Origin of the sequence: Corallococcus praedator, assembly GCF_003612125.1 — a bacterium.
In the GTDB taxonomy this organism is placed as follows: Bacteria; Myxococcota; Myxococcia; order Myxococcales; family Myxococcaceae; genus Corallococcus; species Corallococcus praedator.
The window spans coordinates 24,650-42,755 of record NZ_RAWI01000033.1 but is presented as its reverse complement, the minus strand read 5'-3'; the positions used below and the strand labels follow the sequence as shown (position 1 = coordinate 42,755).

General features: G+C 71.1%; 7 protein-coding genes. 3 read left to right on the top strand and 4 right to left on the bottom strand.

Annotation, left to right across the window (positions count from 1 at the left end; translation table 11 throughout):
- Together D7Y13_RS48615 and D7Y13_RS06840 are read right to left on the bottom strand one after the other, a co-directional pair.
- On the bottom strand, positions 1-13,557 hold a 13,557-nt coding region (locus D7Y13_RS48615), incomplete at its 3' end, for an Ig-like domain-containing protein (protein WP_158626148.1).
- A 74-nt stretch (positions 13,558-13,631) separates the two neighbouring features.
- Positions 13,632-14,423 carry a peptidylprolyl isomerase gene (locus D7Y13_RS06840; RefSeq protein WP_158620252.1) on the bottom strand — a complete coding sequence of 264 codons (792 nt, stop codon included), beginning with the start codon at positions 14,421-14,423 and terminating at the stop codon, positions 13,632-13,634.
- A 323-nt stretch (positions 14,424-14,746) separates the two neighbouring features.
- Between D7Y13_RS06840 and D7Y13_RS06835 the strand changes: the two genes are divergently transcribed.
- Both D7Y13_RS06835 and D7Y13_RS06830 read left to right on the top strand, forming a co-directional pair.
- Complete coding sequence (locus D7Y13_RS06835; RefSeq protein ID WP_120582129.1) at positions 14,747-15,730, top strand: peptidylprolyl isomerase; 984 nt, start codon at positions 14,747-14,749, stop codon at positions 15,728-15,730.
- A gap of 88 nt (positions 15,731-15,818) precedes the next feature.
- Complete coding sequence (locus D7Y13_RS06830) at positions 15,819-16,250, top strand: hypothetical protein (RefSeq protein ID WP_120531771.1); 432 nt, start codon at positions 15,819-15,821, stop codon at positions 16,248-16,250.
- Between the two features lie 8 nt (positions 16,251-16,258).
- Here the strand turns inward: D7Y13_RS06830 and D7Y13_RS06825 are convergent, their stop codons facing one another.
- Together D7Y13_RS06825 and D7Y13_RS06820 are read right to left on the bottom strand one after the other, a co-directional pair.
- Positions 16,259-16,876 (bottom strand): hypothetical protein, encoded by a 618-nt coding sequence (locus tag D7Y13_RS06825; RefSeq protein ID WP_120582128.1) that lies wholly within the window; start codon positions 16,874-16,876, stop codon positions 16,259-16,261.
- A 4-nt stretch (positions 16,877-16,880) separates the two neighbouring features.
- Positions 16,881-17,468 carry a hypothetical protein gene (locus tag D7Y13_RS06820; RefSeq protein ID WP_120582127.1) on the bottom strand — a complete coding sequence of 196 codons (588 nt, stop codon included), beginning with the start codon at positions 17,466-17,468 and terminating at the stop codon, positions 16,881-16,883.
- A 144-nt stretch (positions 17,469-17,612) separates the two neighbouring features.
- Between D7Y13_RS06820 and D7Y13_RS06815 the strand changes: the two genes are divergently transcribed.
- Positions 17,613-18,098, top strand: a complete 486-nt coding sequence (locus tag D7Y13_RS06815) for a hypothetical protein (protein ID WP_147444151.1) — start codon at positions 17,613-17,615, stop codon at positions 18,096-18,098.
- The last annotated feature ends 8 nt before the right edge of the window (positions 18,099-18,106 follow it).

Genomic DNA, 18,106 nt, shown 5'->3' with positions numbered 1-18,106 from the left:
CGCTCCGCCCACGTGGTGGAGCAGCCGCGGAGACTCCGGATTGCTCAGGTCCACCACCGCGACGCCCGCTTCGCCCACCGCCACGTACGCGAGGCTGCCCACCATCCGCACGTCGGACGCGAAGCCTCCCAGCACGGCCTTGCTGACCTTGCCCGGCAACACCTGGAGCGAGTCCAGCCCCACCATCCGCACCAGCACGAGCCCCTCGTCACCGGCCGCCACCACCGCCAGGTCACGGAACAGCCGCACCCGCTGGACGCTGACCGCCACGGAGGCCTTCGCCACCGGCGCCTGCTGCACGTCCACCAGATGCAGCTGGCCCTGCGTGAAGACATGCCCCGGCTGCCACACGCCGGTGCCCATCACCGCCCTGCCCTGCTCCACCGCCAACGCCATCGCCTGCGTGGACAGCGGATCCGAGGACGGGAAGTCCTTGAGCGTGTGCAGGAGGAACGGCGCGTGCGAGATGTCGTAGCCCCGCAGGCCGTCCGCGCCCATCGCGCCCAGCATCCGGTCGTCGCGCGCGTCCAGAGCGAAGGCCGCCGCCCCACCCGCGCGGGTGGAGTTCACCTCGAACGGGCGGGCCGGATTGGAGATGTCCAGCTCCACCACGGTGGCGCTGACGTACTTGCCCGACTTGTCACGCTGACCACCGCCGACGAAGAGCCGGTCCCCACCCTCCGGGGGATACGACACGGACAGCAGCTCCAGGCCCCCGGAGCTCCACTGACCGAGGATGCGGTCGTCCACGCGATCCTTGTCCTCGTCGATGAGCTCCGTGCGGCGCTCGGGCGGGATGGGCGTCCCCGCCAGCAACCCGCGCGTGTAGAGGTTGGACAGGTCCACCACGCTCAGGCCGCCAGCGCCCACCGTGTAGAGCGCGTCACCGATGACGACCAGGTCGCGGATCTCTCCCCCGAAGGCCACCGCGGAATCCGTGGGCTGGTCGTAGGTGAAGGCACCCGACTTCGTGGCGAAGGTGCCCGGCTGATCCGACCGCACCACCTTCACGTTCACCGGGCCGCGAGGTCCGTTGGGCGTATAGGCCTCCAGGCGGCCCATGCCGAGCGTGCGCACCCGCAGGGCGCGCTGGTCTCCGAAGTAGACCTCCATGGGGCGGTCCGTGGAGAAGCCCGTGCCCTGCAGCACCACGCGCGTACCGCCCGACGTGGGACCGCGATCCGGCGTGACGGAGGCCAGGGACAGCGCTTCCGTGTAGAGGAACGCGCCCACCCGCGTGAGCGTGCCGCCGGAGGGATTGCGCACTTCGAGCGTCGCCGCGCCCGCCGCGCCCTTCGGCGTCGTCAGGGTCACCTCCGTCCGGTCGAGGGACACGACGACGTCCGTCGCCGGCGTGCCCGAGAAGCGGACCTCCAGCCCGGTTTTGAAGCCGGTGCCCTTCAGCTTGACCACGGTGCCGCCATGGACGGAGCCCTCGCGCGGGCTGATGCAGTCGGTTCCCTCCGCGCCCGGCGCCAGGCAGGCGAGCGTCACCGGCACCTGGGCCTCGGGCGAGCCGGTCTCGAACTCGGCCACGAAGCGGCCTGGCATCACCGCGTCGTTCGCCGCGACGAGGCCCTGGGCCACCACGCGGTAGGACGTCCTCCCCTTCAGGAGGCCCGTCGGCTGGAGGGTGATGAGCTGGCCCGCCCTGTCCACGCACCACTTCGCCTGCACGAGCGACCCTTCGGCGGATCCGTCCAGCTCCATCAGCCGGACCGACGCGTTCGGGGACGCCTTCAAGGGCGTGCTCAACGACAGCTCGATGGACGTCGTGACGAGCACGCCGGTGTCACCTGCGCGCGGCTGGCTCTTCACCACGACAGGGAACGGCACCTCGATGAGTGCCAGGCCATCCAACGCCTTGGAATACGGCCGCACCGCGTCGATGGAGGCGGCGATGACGGAGCCTTCGACCGCCACGTCGGCGATGGAGGTGCCAGGGTGCAGGTCCACCGCGTCCACCGGGAACGGCGCGGTCAGGTCCGACACGAGGCCGAGCTGCACCAGCCCTCCGCCCGCGCTGACACCCAGGTGGGGCCCCAGGTCCGCGAGCGTCTGCGGCACCGGCACCAGCGAGGGCACCGTCGCCAGCACGCGCGGCTGGGTCGGCCGGGCGAGCGAAACCGTCCTCACCCCGCTCGCGCCAGCGGCCAGCGCGGACACACCGGAGATGCCCAGGTCGCCAAAGCCCGGGGACACCTCGCCCACCACCGGGAAGCCCGGCCGGGCCAGGTCCACCACGAGCGTCGCCACGCTGCTGTTGCGCAGCGCGGAGAGGACGGCATGGCGTCCCAGCACGCGCACCCGGGTGATGGAGGAAGGCGCCTGCACGCCGCCCTGGAGGAAGGAGCGCACGGAGTCGAGCAGCATCGGCTTGAGGGGGTCCCTCAGGGAGAAGACGGCCAGGCCGCCCTCGCCGGCCGCCACCAGCGCCAGGTCATCCACCACGTCCACGCCCAGCGCCGTGCCCTCGAAGGGCAGCGCGTACGCGAAGCGGGGCTCGGTGGGCACCGTCGCATCCACCACCAGGAGTGACGGTCCTCCCTCGCCCTGCAGCTCCACCCCGTCCAGCTCCTGCGCGTCGGCGACGACGTACGCCGTCGTCCCCCGCACCGCGAGCGCTCGCGGCAGATACGGCGGCGGGAACGACACGCCGCCCGTCACGCTCGCCTGCTTTGGAACGCGGACGTCCACCAGCGACAGCGCGCCCTGGACGCTCTTCTTCAACACCTCCACCGCCGTCGCGCCCGACGCCACGGTGGCCCGGGACAGCATCCACACCCGCTGGTCGGACATCACCAGCGCTCCGGGCATGCCCTGCGGCAGGCTGTTGTTCGGCCGTCCCGTGCCGTCCCCCAACTGCGGGTCGTAGCGGTTCAGCACCATCGCCGTGTCCAGGTCGCTGTACAGGAAGGCCCCGGGCGCCTCCGCGCGCTGGCCATCCGGGTTCTCCACCAGGAGATCCGCCGGGCCGAAGTCCCCGCGGGGCGTCTTCAGGCTGATGCGCCCGGGTGACAGCACCCGGACCTCCGTCGCGGCGCGCACCGTCGCCACGCCCCGGAACGACACGGTGGCCCCCACCTGGAAGCCCGCGCCGGACAGCTCCACGACGTCGCCACCCGCGAGCTTGCCGGTGGCCGGGCTCACGGTGGTGACCTGCAACGTGGGCAGGTACACGAAGCCACCCAGCAGGCTGGACTGGAGGCCCTCCGGGTTCACCACCTGGACGCGCACCGGGCCCCGGGACTGGGGCGGCGTCAGGGCGGTCAGGAAGCTTCCCGTGGGATCGAGCCCGACCTCGGTGGCCTCCTCGCTGGAGAAGAACACGCGCGCGCCAGCACGCAGCCCGGTGCCGTGGATGCGCACCCGCGTGCCGCCCTGCTCCGGGCCGCTCGGGGGTTCCACGCGCACGATCGCGGGCGGGACACCCGCGGAGGAGCGCGTGCGGAAGCGCGACGAGAAGCCGCTTTCGAGTACGGCGCCGTCCTCGGACTTCAGCGCATCCGCCGGGGCCGAGGAAATGACGACGTGGATGTCGGTGTTGAGCGGCAGGCTCGGGCTGCTGCCCGTCAACGTGAAGACGAGCTGGCGGGGGTTGCGCTGATTCACATCGGCGATGTCCGGATCCCCGACGGTGACCGTCGCGGGAATCACCGCGCCATCCATCTGTCGGCCCGCGCGCAGCACCGCCGTGGTGGGCAGGATGGACGTGGCATCGATGGGCGATGTGAACGTCACCACGACCTTCGGATCGCGTCCCGACGGCGCGACCTGATCCGCGCCGTCCGCGGGCAGCACGTCCGTGACGAGGAAGCGCGGCAGGTTGAAGTCCACCACGCCCTGGTCTCCGAAGAGCGCGAAGGGGCGGCTGTCGTGCAGGGCCACGTCCCGGGCCGCCGGCAGGTTGGCGCGCACGAACGTCTTCGCGAAGCCATCCGGCGGAATCACGGAGGCCGACAACATGCCCTTCTGCGGCTCGGAGGACGGGTTCACGAGCTGCACGGTGGACACGGCCAGTCCCCCGGTGACGGCCAGCGAGCGCTGCCCCGTGGCCAGCAGATCCTGCCGGGCGGGTGCGTGCGACAGGACCGACTGCAACCGGGGCGGGCTGACGCCCACGTCCACCACCGCCAGCGCGGCCATCGGGCCCTGGCAGCCCACCAGCGCCCGCGCTCCCACCACGGACACCTGCTCCGCGCCCCCGGGCACCGGGACGAAGCCCTGCTCCCCGAGCGACGGATCCAACAGATCATGCACGCGCAGGCCCCCGGCCCCCGCGGCCACCAGGAGGCGGTCCCCCGCGACGGACACGTCGCGCGCGTCGCCGGCCACCGGCACCACCGTCAGCCGCTGCGGCTGGGACGGCTCCTTCAGGTCCACCACCACGACACCGGACTCACCGTTGGCCACGAAGGCCAGGTGCCCCTCCGTCGTCACCGCGTGGGCCCGGGGGCCCGCCAGGTCGACGGAGCCCAGCACCTTCGGCATGGACAGGTTCGTCACGTCGAGGACCACCAGCTCGGGCAGGCGCCCGGACACGAGGTCCCCCGTCACCACCACCAGCGCCAGGTTCCCGTGGAAGACGGACGCCAGGGGCGCGGCCTGCAGGGGCACCTTGGCGGCGAGCACCACGCCCTCCGCGCCCAGGGTGAAGAAGTGGACGCCGTGGCGCGCATCATCCGGCAGCGCGCCCCGCGGCAGGTTGGTGCCGCCCACCATGCCGCGCGAGGTCCGCGAATCCAGCGCGAACGCCGACAACAGCGCGTTGCTCGCGGTCCCCACGCCGAAGAACGGGGCGGGTGCATGGCCCGGCCTCATGCCGACCTCCACCTCGACCGTCTGGGAGATGGCCTCCAGCGACGACAGATCGCGGGCCCGGGCGTCCAGGGTGCGCATCTGGCCCGCGGCGGAGTTGGGCACCAGCCACGTGAAGGGGTACAGCGGACGGCCCGCGCGCCCTTCCACGGGCACCACCGACGTGCCCACCTTCACACCGTCCACGTAGAACGAGACGCTGTCGACGACGCCGTTGTCCTCCGCGGCCGCTGCCAGCACGAGCGGCTCCGCCTCCGTGACGACGTCGAACGCGGGCGGATCCACCAGCTCCACCTGGGGCGCCACCGAGTCCGGGATGACGCTGACGGTGTGCTCCTCGGACACCACCTCCTGCCCCGCCGAGTCCACGCCCACCGCCATGAAGTGCAGCGAGGCGGGGCCGTTCACCGGCACGGTGTAGCTGGCCACGTAGGCATTGGGACGACCGGGGATGCCGGCCGCAGCGGTGCTCGTGGCCACCTTGCGGCCGTCCACGAAGAACGTCACCGACGCGAGCGCGCCCTCGGCGTCCTCGACGTTCGCCTCCATGCGGACCCGGCTGCCCTCCAGCAGGGTGGCGCCGTCCACGGGCTTGAGCATCTTCACGGACGGAGGCAGGTCCTCCACCACCGGGAAGGACACCTTGCGGGACGCGGTCTCCTGGCCCGCGCTGTCCACCACCTTCGCCTGCATCCACAGCGTCTGGCCCACCTGTTCGGGCAGCGCGACGTAGCGGAAGTCGTAGGGCAACAGGAAGCGCCGGCCCACCTCCACCAGCGCGTCCTCGCTCGGGCCCACCAGGAAGGTGACGTGGGCCACGGCCACGTCGTCGCTCGCCGTCGCGGAAAGCAGGGCGGGCTGTCCCACCACGGCCCGCGCGGGCGCCACCACGTCCACGGAAGGCTTCGCGTCCGCGATGGCCTCCACGCGCACCTGGGCGGTGCTCCGGTTGTCGCTGGAGTCGATGGCCTGCGCCGTGAACACCAGCGGCACCGGCCCCTGCGTCGCGAGCCCCTTCGGGATGGCGTACGAGAAGCGGAACGGCGGCGCGGGCAGCCGGGCCACCTCCACCTCGTCGGCGTTCCCCACCTTCACCCGGATGACGACGGCCGCGACGCTGACGTTGTCCTCGGCGCGGGCCTCCACGTCCAGGCGAAGGCCCTCCACCCGGCGGGAGTTGTTCACCGGCGACGCGAAGGAGACGGTGGGCGGCGTCTTGTCCTGCACGACCCGCACGCGGGCCTCCGGCGCGGAGACCTCATGGCGCGCCGAGTCCCAGGCCTTCGCGCGGATCACCAGCTCGCGGCCCGCGGAGCCGTAGGGCAGCGGAACGCGGAAGGAATACGGGCGCGCCGTGCCCACGAAGTGCAGCGTCCCATCCACCGTCCCCTCGACGGAGACCTCCACCGAGTCCACCCGCACGTCATCCTGCGCCGCCACCAGCACGGCGAAGTCCTGCCCCTCCACCACGTCCGCGCCGTTGCGCGGCTGGGCGAGCGCCACCGTCGGCACCGCGTCCCCCTTCACCACCACCTTCAACGTCTGCGACCACACCGCGTGGTCGAAGCCGAAGCTGTCGATGGCCTTGCCCCGCAGGGCGATTTCCGTGCCCGGCAGCGTTCCGGCCGGCGGCACGTAGGCGAAGACATACGGCGGCTGGTGGAGCACCGGCCCCACCGGCTCATTGTCCGCGAAGAGCTGCACGCTGGTGACGCCGACGTCATCCTCCGCCGCCATCACCACCGTCACGGGGTTGCCCACCACCACGGGTGTCGCGTCCGCGGGTGACACGATGGCGAGCGCGGGTTCGCGGTCGCGCACGATGTCGATCTGCTGGAACTCCAGGTCCCCCCAGTTGCCGGACACGTCGCGGGCCCGGACCGCCACGAAGTACGGCACCGTGTCCAGGCCGCCCAGCGCCGCGAGCTTCGGGACGATGTGCTGGAAGGTGATGAAGGGCGAGTAGACGGCGAAGTCGGAGCCCGGGACCGCGTTCTCCGGCGGGAAGTCGCCCGCGGTGTGGATGAGCTGCAGCGCACCCGCGCTGGGGCCCGCGTACAGCTCCACCCGGTCCACGAAGGCGTTGTCGGAGGCCTGCGCCTGGATGAGGACCGGCGTCCCTTCGACCAGGTCCTGGCCGAGCGTGGGACGCAGGAAGCTGGCCATGGGCAGCCCCGTGTCCTGCACGACGCGCACGCGCCGCTCCACGGACGCGCGGTGACCTTCCAGGTCCACCGCGTCCACCCGCACCTGGAGGAAGGCCTCCGTGCGGTTCGGATCCAGCTTCACGAACCCCGGGGGCAGCGACAGCTTCGTGCGGTACGTGCGGAAGCGGTCGTAGTCCTCCGGCGCCGTCCGCAGGGTCGCCAGCGCCAGGCGCACCGAGGCATCCGACGCGATGGGCACCCCGTCGTCGTCGCGGAAGGTCTCGATGGGGCGGCCCACGCTCTCCGCCTGGTCGATAGCGCGGTTGCCGTTGATCCACCACTCCACGTGGTGGATGCGCGTGTCGTCTCCCGCGAGCGCGCCCAACTGGAGCTGGATGCTGCCCTCCACCAGGGCAGCGTCCGTGGCGGGCGCCAGCATGGCCAGGTCCGGCGCACGGGGCGCGCGCGGTTCAATGATGAGCCGGCTCTGGGTCTCCACGTCCCGGTCATCCCGGACGGTGATGGTCAGCACCGAAGGGGCACCGTTGGGCCCCGCTGGGGGCCGGAAGGTGACGTTGACGGCGCGGCCGGACTGTCCAACGGGAGTCCAACCCGTGGGCAACCCCGAAACGGGATCCAGGCCGCCCGGGCCTTCGCAGGCGCTGGCGGCGAACCCGATGCAGTACTCCTTCACGAGCACGTCGTCGGAGAGTTCGAAGCGCAGCTCCGCGTTGGCGCCCTGGATGAGGCGGACGAAGCCGCTGCGCAGCTCCGTGCGCGTCAGCGACTCCCCGGCCGACGTCAGGCCCAGCAGCTCCACTGCCGGGGGAGCATCCGGCCGCACCTGCACGAACACGGGGTTGGACGTGGCGGACTGGCCCGCCCGATCCTCCACCGTCGCGGACAGCTCCACCGTGCCCGCGGTGACGAGCGCCGAGGGAACGGTGAAGTCCACCACCTGGCCCACGCCCGCCAGCAACTGCTCCCCCACCTCCACGCCCCGCGCGGACAGCCGCACCTTCGCGAGGCCCGCGTTGTCCGACACGGTCACCTGGGCCTGGAACCCGCGGCCCGCGACCGCGGTGTTGTTCCTGCCGGCGGAGGTGATGGCGACGCGCGGAAGCTGCACGTCCGTCTGGCGCGAGAAGCCGCGCTCCGCCCGGGTCACCACGCCGCGCGTGTCCACGGCGACCGCCGTGGCCGAAACGAGGCTCGCGCCCCAGTTCGCCGGCAGGCGGAGCTTCACCGGACGGGGGGTGACCTGACCCGCGACCAGCGTCGCATCGAGCCACTCCACCGCTGCCTTCACGCCCGAGGCCTCCACGCGCAACTGGGGCGGCGACGAGGGCTCGCCGACCTGGTAGCGCAGGCCCAGGCGCGACACGAGGGGCGAGCTGCCCGCCGCGTCCGCCTCCAGTTCAACGACGACCTCCTCCAGGTCCATCAGGGCCGAGGGGAAGTCGAGCTGGGCGATGCGCTGGCCGGCGGACTCGACGAGCGTCACCGGGGTCGCGACACCGCTCGGGTGCGCCAGGAAGAAGGGGTCGTCCGTGGTGTTCTTCCGGCGGTACACATACTTCACCTTCGCGAGCGCCCCCGGTCCCGAGTTCCAGGAGGGGACTTCGAGCCGCAGCGCACCGGGCTGTCGGTTGCCACGCGGCCGCACGGGCGGGGTGAGCATGAGCGCGTCCTGCGACACGGTGGCGGTGAAGCGCGACCCCGCGTGGGGTGCCTCGGTGTCCTCACCGAACACGAGCGTCGCGGCGGGCACGGGGCGGGTCCCCGGCACGAGCTCCGTCTCGAAGGGGATTTGGAGCGTGGTGGCGGTCGCGGCCGTCACCTTGCGGGAGGACAGCGCGAGCCACAGGGCCTTCAGCCCTACGTCCTCGCGCAGCTCCAGGGAGCCGGGGGTGAGCTGCTCCTCGACGAGCACCGACGAGGCGTCGGGCGTCACCCACGCCACGAAGGGCGCGGTGTCCGCCACCAGCTCGCAGGAGAGGGTCGCCAGCGTGACGCGGTGAGCGGAGTCCTCCGCCCTCGCCTCCAGGACCACGGTGCGCGGGCCCGACGCATCCAGCGCGGGCATGGGCAGGGGGCCGGCGATCTGGACGCTGGCACCGCCGCGCGTCAGGACGAGTCCGGCGCCAAGACGGGGATCGCCGGGAGTCACCTCCTCGCCATCGACGTAGAGTTTGAGCGGCTCGAGCGGGTCGAGCGGGTCGAACGGAATGTCGTCCGTCGCTTGCACCAACAGCACGGGCTCCGAGCCCGCGACGCACGTGCGCGCATCCGGGGTGCCCGCCAGCGAGATGCGCACCACCGGGGGCAGCTTGTCCTGCCGCGCGACAATCTCGAAGGGCACCGCGGGCTCGCTCAACCGGCGGTGCCCGGCGGCGTCATAGCCCACGACCTGGAGGGTGTGGGCACCGGGCCCCAGCCGCGAATCCGCCGAGGGGAACGCCACCGTGCCGGCCCAACTGCCGACGTAGCGACGGCTGAGCAGGATGTCGCCCGGGCCCTGCGGGTTGGGCGTACGCACCTCCTCGAAGTCCTCGCGTGAGACGCGCAGCCGCGCGTCACCGGCCACCTCCGCCAGCTCGTAGGTGCCATCCACCACCACGCCCATGCGCGTGACGCGAACGTCGTCGGACACCTCCGCGCGCAGGCCCAGGCTTCCCCCCACCGCGACCTCCAGCGTGCCTTCACGCGGAGGCAGCGGCGAGGCCAGCAGCACGGTGGGCGCTTCGAGATCCGGCGCCACGTCCAACACCACGTCGGTGAAGCTGCCCGCGTCGTGCGCATCCACGACGGCGATGCCCACCGTGGGCGGCAATCCAGCGTCGCCGCTGATGACCGGCGCGCGCACCACCACCCGCTGCAACTTCGACAGGTCCTGCGTCGCCGGAATCGGCGGGAAGGCGCCCGGCACGCCGCCGGAGCGGCCCGTCCACGACACCGGTCCGTCGTCATTGGCCACCGTGAAGGTGATGGCGATGTCCTCGCCCTCCTTCACCGGGGTGCGCGCGGCGGGCGTGTACAGCGTCACCTGGGGCGGGGCGTTGGCCACCACCGGCAACTCGATGGAGCGCTCGGCCTTGTTGTGGGCGGCGTCCTCCACCTTCGCGAGCAGCGTCATCGCGGTGCCGGTCGCGGCCGCCTGGGCGTGCGGCACGCGGAAGAGGAACACCCGGTACAGGCCCCCGTCCGTGCCACCGACGGGCTGCGCGGAGAGCGGATGGGCCGCGTCTCCGTTGACGATGAGCGTGGCCTGCGTGACGGCCACGTTGTCCGCGGCCACCACCTCCACGTCGACCGGGTCTCCCGTGAAGAGGCGGCTGCCCTCCAGGGGCTTGCGGAAGGCCACCATGGGCCGCTCCGTGTCCTCGACGACGTTCACGGAGAGCACCGGCTCCACCACGGCATGCGTCCCCGAGGAGTCCCGGACCGTCGCCCGCAGCGTCATCCGCCCGGGGGTGCCCGGCACCTCCACCAGGAAGCGGTAGGGCGGCGAGGTGAGCTCGGTCTGGGGCACACCATTGACGCTGAGCCCGACCCCCGCGACCGCGATGTCGTCCTGGGCCTTGAGCAGCACCTGGAGCGTGGACCCCACGGTGACGGTGTCCTCAGGCGACGGGGAGACGAACTCCACGGTCGGCGGCTGATCGGAGCCCAGAACCATCTTGTACTCGGCCGTGCCGGGCACGCCGGTGGCGTCGAAGGCCTCCACGAAGAGCTTCCAGCCGTCGATCACCTGGGCGGCCGGCACCACCACGTGGGTGATGAACGAGCCTCGGATGCCGTTGTTCTCCAGGGGGGACAGGTCCTCGTGGATCAGCTCCGGAGCGCCGTAGACGGTGGGGCCGTCCGGGCCATCGTTCTTCATGATGGAGAGCCGCACCCGCGTCGTGTCGACGTTGTCGGTGCCCACCACCGTGACGAGCAGTGGCTGGCCTGGAGCCACCTTCGCTCCCGGCCTCGGAGCAAGGAACGCGGCCGTGGGCTTCTGGGTGTCCGGCTCGACATGCACCGTGACGCCGCCGTCGGGCGAATGTCCGACCTGGCCGCGCGAGTCGCGCGCGAGGGCCGTCACCGACAGCGTCCCGCCCTCCCCCGGCGTCACGTAGCGCACGAGGAACGGAGGCGTGGCGGACTGGCCCACGCCCGCGTCGTTGACGTACCAGGAGACGCTGACCGGGTCCGCCTTGTCGTCAATCACCTTCGCCGTGAGCTGGAGGGTGGAGCCCGCCACCACGTTGGCGTTGTGGGTGGGGGTCTGGATGGCGATCTGCGGCGCCGCGTCCTTCAGCACCGCCAGGTCGAAGCCGGTGCGGCGCTCCAGCCCCGCGTTGTCGATGGCCTGCACCTCGATGCGGTGCCGCCGGTCCACGCTGGTCGCCGGAGGCGTCCAGGTGAAGGCGTAGTCCTTGGACGAGGTGGAGGAGCCCGCGAGTCCGTCCGCGGTGAGCGTGGTGGTGGCCACCGCGTTGCCATCCACCAGCAGCGCGGTCCTCACGCCGAACGACAGCGCGTCGTCAGCCACGATGCCACTGATGGTGAGCGGCAGCTCGGCGCGCGCCTCCACCAGCGTGCCCAGCGGCTGACGGATGGACACCAGCGGCGGAGCATTCTTCACGATGCTGACGAGCAGCGTGGGACCCTGCGCCAGCGCGCCTCCCGAATCCACGCCCACGGCACGCAGCGCCGCGCTGCTGCCCGCGCTGCCGGGAGGCGGCACGTAGGTCACCTCCCAGAGCGGGACGGCCACGTGCTTCACGGGCTTCGAGTCGGGAACGGCGCGGATCTCCACGCGCGGTGTCTGGGCGACGCCCAGGGGGGCGCCGTCCACGGTGAAGCGCACGGACTGGAAGTCCAGCACGGACAGCGCGCCGCCCGTCCAGTCGCCGCTCGTCACCCGGAGGACCTGGGGCTGTCCCTCGATGAGGTTCGCCCCCGTGGAGGGCGTTTCGTACACGAGCGTCCTGGTGCTGGGGCCCGCCACCGGAACGACCTTCACCTCCACGGGCGCGGCCTCGACCGTGATGCCGCTCAGGTCCGTCACCTCCGCGTGGATGATCAGCGTCGTCCCCGCCACGGGGGGCGCCTGGACCTGGAGCACGTAGGGCGCTTCCAGGTCCGTGGCCACGGGAACCCGGTCCCGTCCCAGCTTGAACTGGACCTTCAGGATGCCGTGGTCATCGCTGGCGAGCGCCTTCACCTCGAAGGAGGTGCCCGCCGTCACCGAACCCGGGGCCGCGAGGCGGATCTCCGGCTTGTAATTGACTGCACGGACGCTGCGGGAGGGGGCGGACAGGCTCCCGCCCGGGCAGTCGCCACACACATAGGTGGCTTCGATGCTGGCGCTGCCCGGCCGCAAGGAGGTCACGCGCCCATCGGTCACCTTGAGGACGCCCTCATCGGAGGAGCGCCAGGTGATGCGGTCCTTGAAGACCGTCAGGTCCACCTTCCGTGCGTCCGGCGTGTCCAGGACGCCCATCAGCCTGAGCTGGAGGGTGGCGCCCACCCGGGGGACGGCAGGATCCGTCAGCTCCGGGGAGATCACCACGCTGTCGATGTGCGCGGTGTCCGTGACGCTGACGGGCACCGTCTTTGTCTGGTTGCCGTACGTGACCCGCAGCGTGGTCTCGCCATGCGAAAGCGCCGTGGCCCGGCCCTCCCGGGTCACGAAGACGATGTCGGGGTTGTCGGAGGCATAGGAGACACCGTGGCGCGCGCCCGACAGGTCCACGTCGCCAGCGACGGCGAAACGGCCGGTGACCTGGAGGTTCGCGAAATCGCCTACGGACCGCAGCAGCAGGAAGTCCGGCGCGACCGGCAGGTCCAACAGCGGATCAAAGGTGGTGGTGCTGGTGAACTCGACCGCGGAGGTGTGGACGCTGCGGCCGAAGGCGTCCCGGAGCACCACGTCCGCGATGATCACCCCGTCCGGGGGAAGGGTTCCCCCCACCGTGGGGATGGAGAAGCTGACGCGGCCAGGAGCGCTGGCCCGGGGCCTGGCGGACACGCCGCGCGCGAGCGCGAAGGCCTTGGGCTCCACGTCGGACAGGTCGCCGTGGACGGTGCGCAGCGCGAGCGCGGACGCGCCCAGCACGGACACCTCCGCCGAGCTCACGCTCCCCTTGTAGTTCACCTCCAGCACGATGCGCCCGGAGTCCGGCGTCGCCTGCACGGTCATCGGCGTGGGCCCGAAGGCCGGCGCGCCCGCGAGGGCGTCGAACTTCGTGGCCAGCGGCGTGCCCGAGGCCCCCTCCAGGTTCACCGGCGTGGCGGTGACCGTGAGGAAGCCGTCCTCCGGGAAGGCGGCCTTCAGCGGCACGAGCAGGTGGAAGGGCACCGCCCCCGCGAAGTCGCGCTCCACCACCACATCGGTCAGCGCGGGGACCGGCGTCTGCCCCGGGGAGCCCACGGCGACGGACACCTTCAGGCGGGACACCTGCCCGGCGATGTCGAACCCCAGCTCCGCGCGCACCGCGCCCGGGCGCAGCGGCGAGAGCGGATAGGTCGCGGAGACCTCCGGCGAGGAGGCCCCTGACTGGGCACCCGCGGAGAGGGCGAAGCCCAGGCAGAGAGCCACGAGCACCATACGCCCGACGGATGACACGGACCTGTTCACAGCCCCCTCCAGACCACTGATGACGCCCAGCCCCGTCAGGGATGGGGTTGAACGTCGACCTCGACCGATGCCGCCTGCCGCAACCGCGTGAGCAGGTCCTCGAAATGCTTGCGCTTGCGTCCCGGAAGCATCCGCGTCTCCACCTCGCCGCGGATTTCTTCGTAGGGAGGCACGCGCGCGGGCCGGCGCTCCAGCAACTGGAGCACGCTGAAGCCACCCGGCTCCGCCACCACGGGACTGACCTCGCCCGGCTTCGACAGGGCGAAGGCCGCCCGCTCCACGGCCGGCTCACCCCGCCACTGCCCCCGTGCCAGCACCGGCAGCTCCCCGCCTTGCGCCCGCTCGGGACCGTCCCCCTGGGCCGCCACCTTCGCCAGCGGGGCTCCCGCCTGGAGCTGCTTCGCGAGCCGCTCCACCCGAGACCGGGCCTGGGTGCGCTGGGCCGGCGTGGCGCCCGGAGGCACCGCCGCGAACACCCGCCCCAGGCGCAGGCGCTCGGGCTGCGCGAAGTCCGCCTTGTGCCCTTCGTACCAGGCGCGCTGCTCGGTCTCCGTGGAAGCGGGAGCGCCACGCTCCTCGGCCGCCAGGAGCGCCTGGATGATCAACCGCTCCTCCAGCGCCTGGACCTGCCGCTGGATTTCCGGGGTCCCATCGAGTCCCCGGCGGCGTGCCTCCTGGGCGAGCAACCGCTTGTCGATCATCGAGCGGACGAACTCGCGCTGTCCGGCGGGGCTCTCGAACTGCTCGCGCAGGGGGGAGACCAGCTTGGAGGACTCATCCCGGAGTTCCTCCTCGGTGATGACGCCCCCGTCATAGCGACCCACCACCCGGCCCCCATCAACGGCGGCGTGGGAATCCTGCGCGGGCGTCCCGGAAGGGGACCGCGAGCAGGCAACCATCACGGACATGAGGAGGGCGGAGAAGAGGACTCTGAAGGGCGGCATGGCTCGCGGCGTACGGACGGGTCCTGCGATGGGCCGGCCACCCGATGTTGGGTTTTACACTTTCATCGATCTCTTGCGTATAGTGCAAGGGCTCCTTTCAATCCGTTGCGCCCCACTCCCACCTCAATCACTGACAGACAGGGTTGACCCAGACCCAAGGGCAGGAATTGCCCGAGGCGCCGGGTTCCCGCCGCACCGTTCACGCCATGAGCAAGCCTCTTCCGTCCCTGCGTCCCCTGCTGTTGACCGCCCTTCTCGCCGTGGGGTGTTCGGGAGGAAGCCGCGCTCCAGAAGGACAGGGCGTGAAGAAGGCGGGGCCGGTGGTGGCCCAGGTGAATGGCCAGCCGGTGACGGCGCCAGAGCTGGAGGCACGGCTCAATGAGCAACCTCCCTTCGTTCGCGCCCGGTACGCCTCCCCGGAAAAGAAGCGCGAGTTCCTGGACAACCTCATCCGCTTCGAGCTGCTGGCGCAGGAAGCGAAGAAGCGGGGCCTGGAGCAGGATCCGGAAATCCAGACAACCTTGCAGAAGGTGATGGTGCAGAAGCTGCTGCGCCAGCAACAGGATGCAACAGGCACGTTGTCTGAATCCGAGCTGCGCAAGTACTACGACGAGCACGTGACGGAGTTCGTCCGGCCCGAACGGGTGCGGCTGGGGCATCTGTTCCTGGCGGCCCCGAAGGAGAACGTGGGCAAACGCAATCAGGTCCGGGCCGCGGCCACGAAGCTGCTGGCGGAGGTGAAGGCGCAGTCGGCGGGGGCGAACAAGAGTGCCTTCGAGCTGAAGGCAGCGGAGCAGTCCGCGGACACGGCCACCCGGAGCGCCGGAGGCGATCTGGGCTTCCTCACCCGTGAGGAATTGACGAAGGCGTGGGGAGCGCCGCTGGCGGAGGCGGCCTTCGCGCTGGCGAACGCGTCCGACCTGGGGCCGGTGGTGGAGACGGACCAGGGCTTCCATCTGGTGAAGCTCCTGGGACGTCAGGTCGGGACGAACCAGGAGTTCGAGGCGGTCAAGTCGCGCATCGAGGGGCGGCTGATGGCGGAGCGCCGGGCCAAGGCGCTGGAGGACTTCATCACCAGCCTGAAGGCGCAGGCGAAGATTGAAGTCCACGCCGACGTCCTGGAGAAGGTCAAGGTGGACATCGAAGGGACCCCTGCCCTCCCTCCCACCACGGGCACGCCGACGCCCTGAGACGTCACCTGGGGCCTGGGCCTACAGTCTGAACGCGTGGCTCGCCAGCAGCACCGTCGGCCTCTTCGAGCCGGACACCGGAGAGATCATGCTCTGGAGGGGACTCCAAGCGGCCGTCAATCAATCCCTGTCGCAGGTGAGCGGCGGACAGGCCTCGCTCGACAACCTCGACGCCCTGCCCGCCGATTGGGAGTTCGCCCGTCCGTATTGCGAAGAGGCGGAGTTCTTCGAGGACTACCTCGTCAAGCTGGCCGGGCTGGAGGTGTACTTCCGCCAGAATGACCACCTGGGGACGCCGTTCCCGGCGGAGGTGTGGAGCACGTGGATTGAACTGTATGCGTCACCCAACGTGCTCCACTTCCCGGGGCTCCCGAACAACACCCTCACGGACATGCTGCTGGCGGGCCGCGACTACCGGTTGGAGATCCTGGAGGTCGTTCTTCCGGGAGATGACAACGCCGTGAAGGCGGCCTGCGCGGAGAACGCACGCATCCTCGGCGCGTCCCTCACGGGACCGTGACCGCTTCGCTACTCCGCCAGCCGCGACAGGTCATCGAACAACGGGTCGTCGATGCGGTGGATGTCCATGTTGGGAGGCTCGGCCCGCAGGCCGGGCCAGGCGCCCACCGACTGCTGGGGCATGAGCCAGACCGAGCGGGTCGTGGGGTCCAGGCGAAGCCCGCCCACCAGGCCGCCCTTGCTCAACTTCAGGTTCACGCGCGCCACCCGCAGCGTCCCCTGGGAGCGTGACCCCAGCAGCGCTCCCGCGGGGTCGCGCAGGGTCAATTCGTGCTCGAAGCGCTCGATGCGCACCACCGGCACCTTGCAGTAGGTGGAGCCGCGCGCATCCACCTTCAAGACCAGGGGAAGCAGTGCGGCCAGGGCCACGAAGAACCCGATCCCAAGAAACGCACCCTTGAAGACGGCGAAGCTGAAGCCGGGCCAGGCCGTCCACGCGGTCACCCCCGCCGAGGCCACGAGGGTCAGCGGCACGGTCATCTTCACCAGCGCCATCAGGAACTGCTCGTGACTCAGCTTCCACAGGGTGACGTCCGCCAGGAGCCGGCCCCTCTCGTCGTCCGCCGGTTCCGGGATGCGCGCGTGCGTTGAGTCCATGCCGCCACGATAGACGAACTGCCTCGTCACCCCGTCACTCCGCGAGTCGCAACAACGCATCGAACTGGGAGTTATCGAGGATGTGGAGCGTCTCGTGGAAGGACTCGGCCTGCAGGCCCGACCACGCGCCCACCTGCGGGAGCGGGCTGAGCCAGAACGAGCGCTTCGCATGATCCAGTCGAAGCGCGCCCACCAGCCCGCGCTTTCCCTGATTCACGTTCACGCGCAGCACCCGCAGGGTGCCCCGCGAGACCTCCCCCAACAGCGTTCCGGACGCATCCCGCGCGATCAAGTCGTGCGCGGAAAGCTCCAGGTGCACCGCGGGATCCTTGCAATAGGTCGACCCCCGAGCATCCACCTTGAAGACCAGGTAGAGCGTTCCAAACATCGAAAAGAAGAGGCCGAACACAAACAACAAGCCCGCGAGCCCCCCCATGCTGAAGCTCGGCCAGGAGCTCCACGCCTCGACGCCCACGGAGCACACGAGGGTCAGCGGAACGATGATCTTGAAGAGCGCCATGGCGAAGCGCGTGCCGTTCAACTCCCACAGGGTGAAGCTCTCCAGGGGGCGGCCCTTGCCCCGGCCCGTGCGGTCCGCGAGGCGCTCGTGCGTGGATTCCATACCGCTACGATGAATGAATTCCGGCCCTGGGCGAAGCATCAATGGGCCCGTGGCCGGTGCGGGGCCCTGGGGGTCTTCCTCGTGGAGGCGCTGCTCCCTGGGAAGGGGGCGTCGCTTCCGCTTCATTCCCCCTGGAGGATGCCCATGCGAAAGATCCCTGCTGCGTCACCCGTGGTGTGGCTGGCCCTGTGCACACTGCTGGCCGCCGGGTGTGGCGGCACCGAGAAGTCCGACCCCACGCTCAACACGGGAGGCGACAACCTGGGCGCGGACACGACGGACCCTTCCGAGCCGGACGCGGCTGCAGGCGGCACCGGGAAGATCACCCTCTGTCACATTCCCCCTGGCAACCCCGCCAATGCCCACACCGTGACCGTGGGGCTTCCCGCCATGTCGGCCCACCTGCGCCACGGCGACACGCTGGGCGCCTGCGGCAACGACGGTGGCACCCCCAGTGACGGTGGCACGTGTGAATCGGATGGCGGCAGCGCGGACGCGGGCACCGGAGGCGATGTGGATGCCGGTCCTGTCTGCAGCCCCGAAGGCGCGGATTGCTCCGTCGAGGGACCGGACTCCTGCTGCACCGGCCTGTCGTGTCTCGAAGGCCGGTGCTGGACCGACATCGGCTGAGTGTTCCG

Bases quoted from the DNA above. Each gene is read 5' to 3' on its own strand.
- D7Y13_RS06835 (WP_120582129.1), top strand. From the start codon at position 14,747: ATGAGCAAGCCTCTTCCGTCCCTGCGTCCCCTGCTGTTGACCGCCCTT.
- D7Y13_RS06830 (WP_120531771.1), top strand. From the start codon at position 15,819: ATGCTCTGGAGGGGACTCCAAGCGGCCGTCAATCAATCCCTGTCGCAG.
- D7Y13_RS06815 (WP_147444151.1), top strand. From the start codon at position 17,613: ATGCGAAAGATCCCTGCTGCGTCACCCGTGGTGTGGCTGGCCCTGTGC.
- D7Y13_RS06820 (WP_120582127.1), bottom strand. From the start codon at position 17,468: ATGGAATCCACGCACGAGCGCCTCGCGGACCGCACGGGCCGGGGCAAG.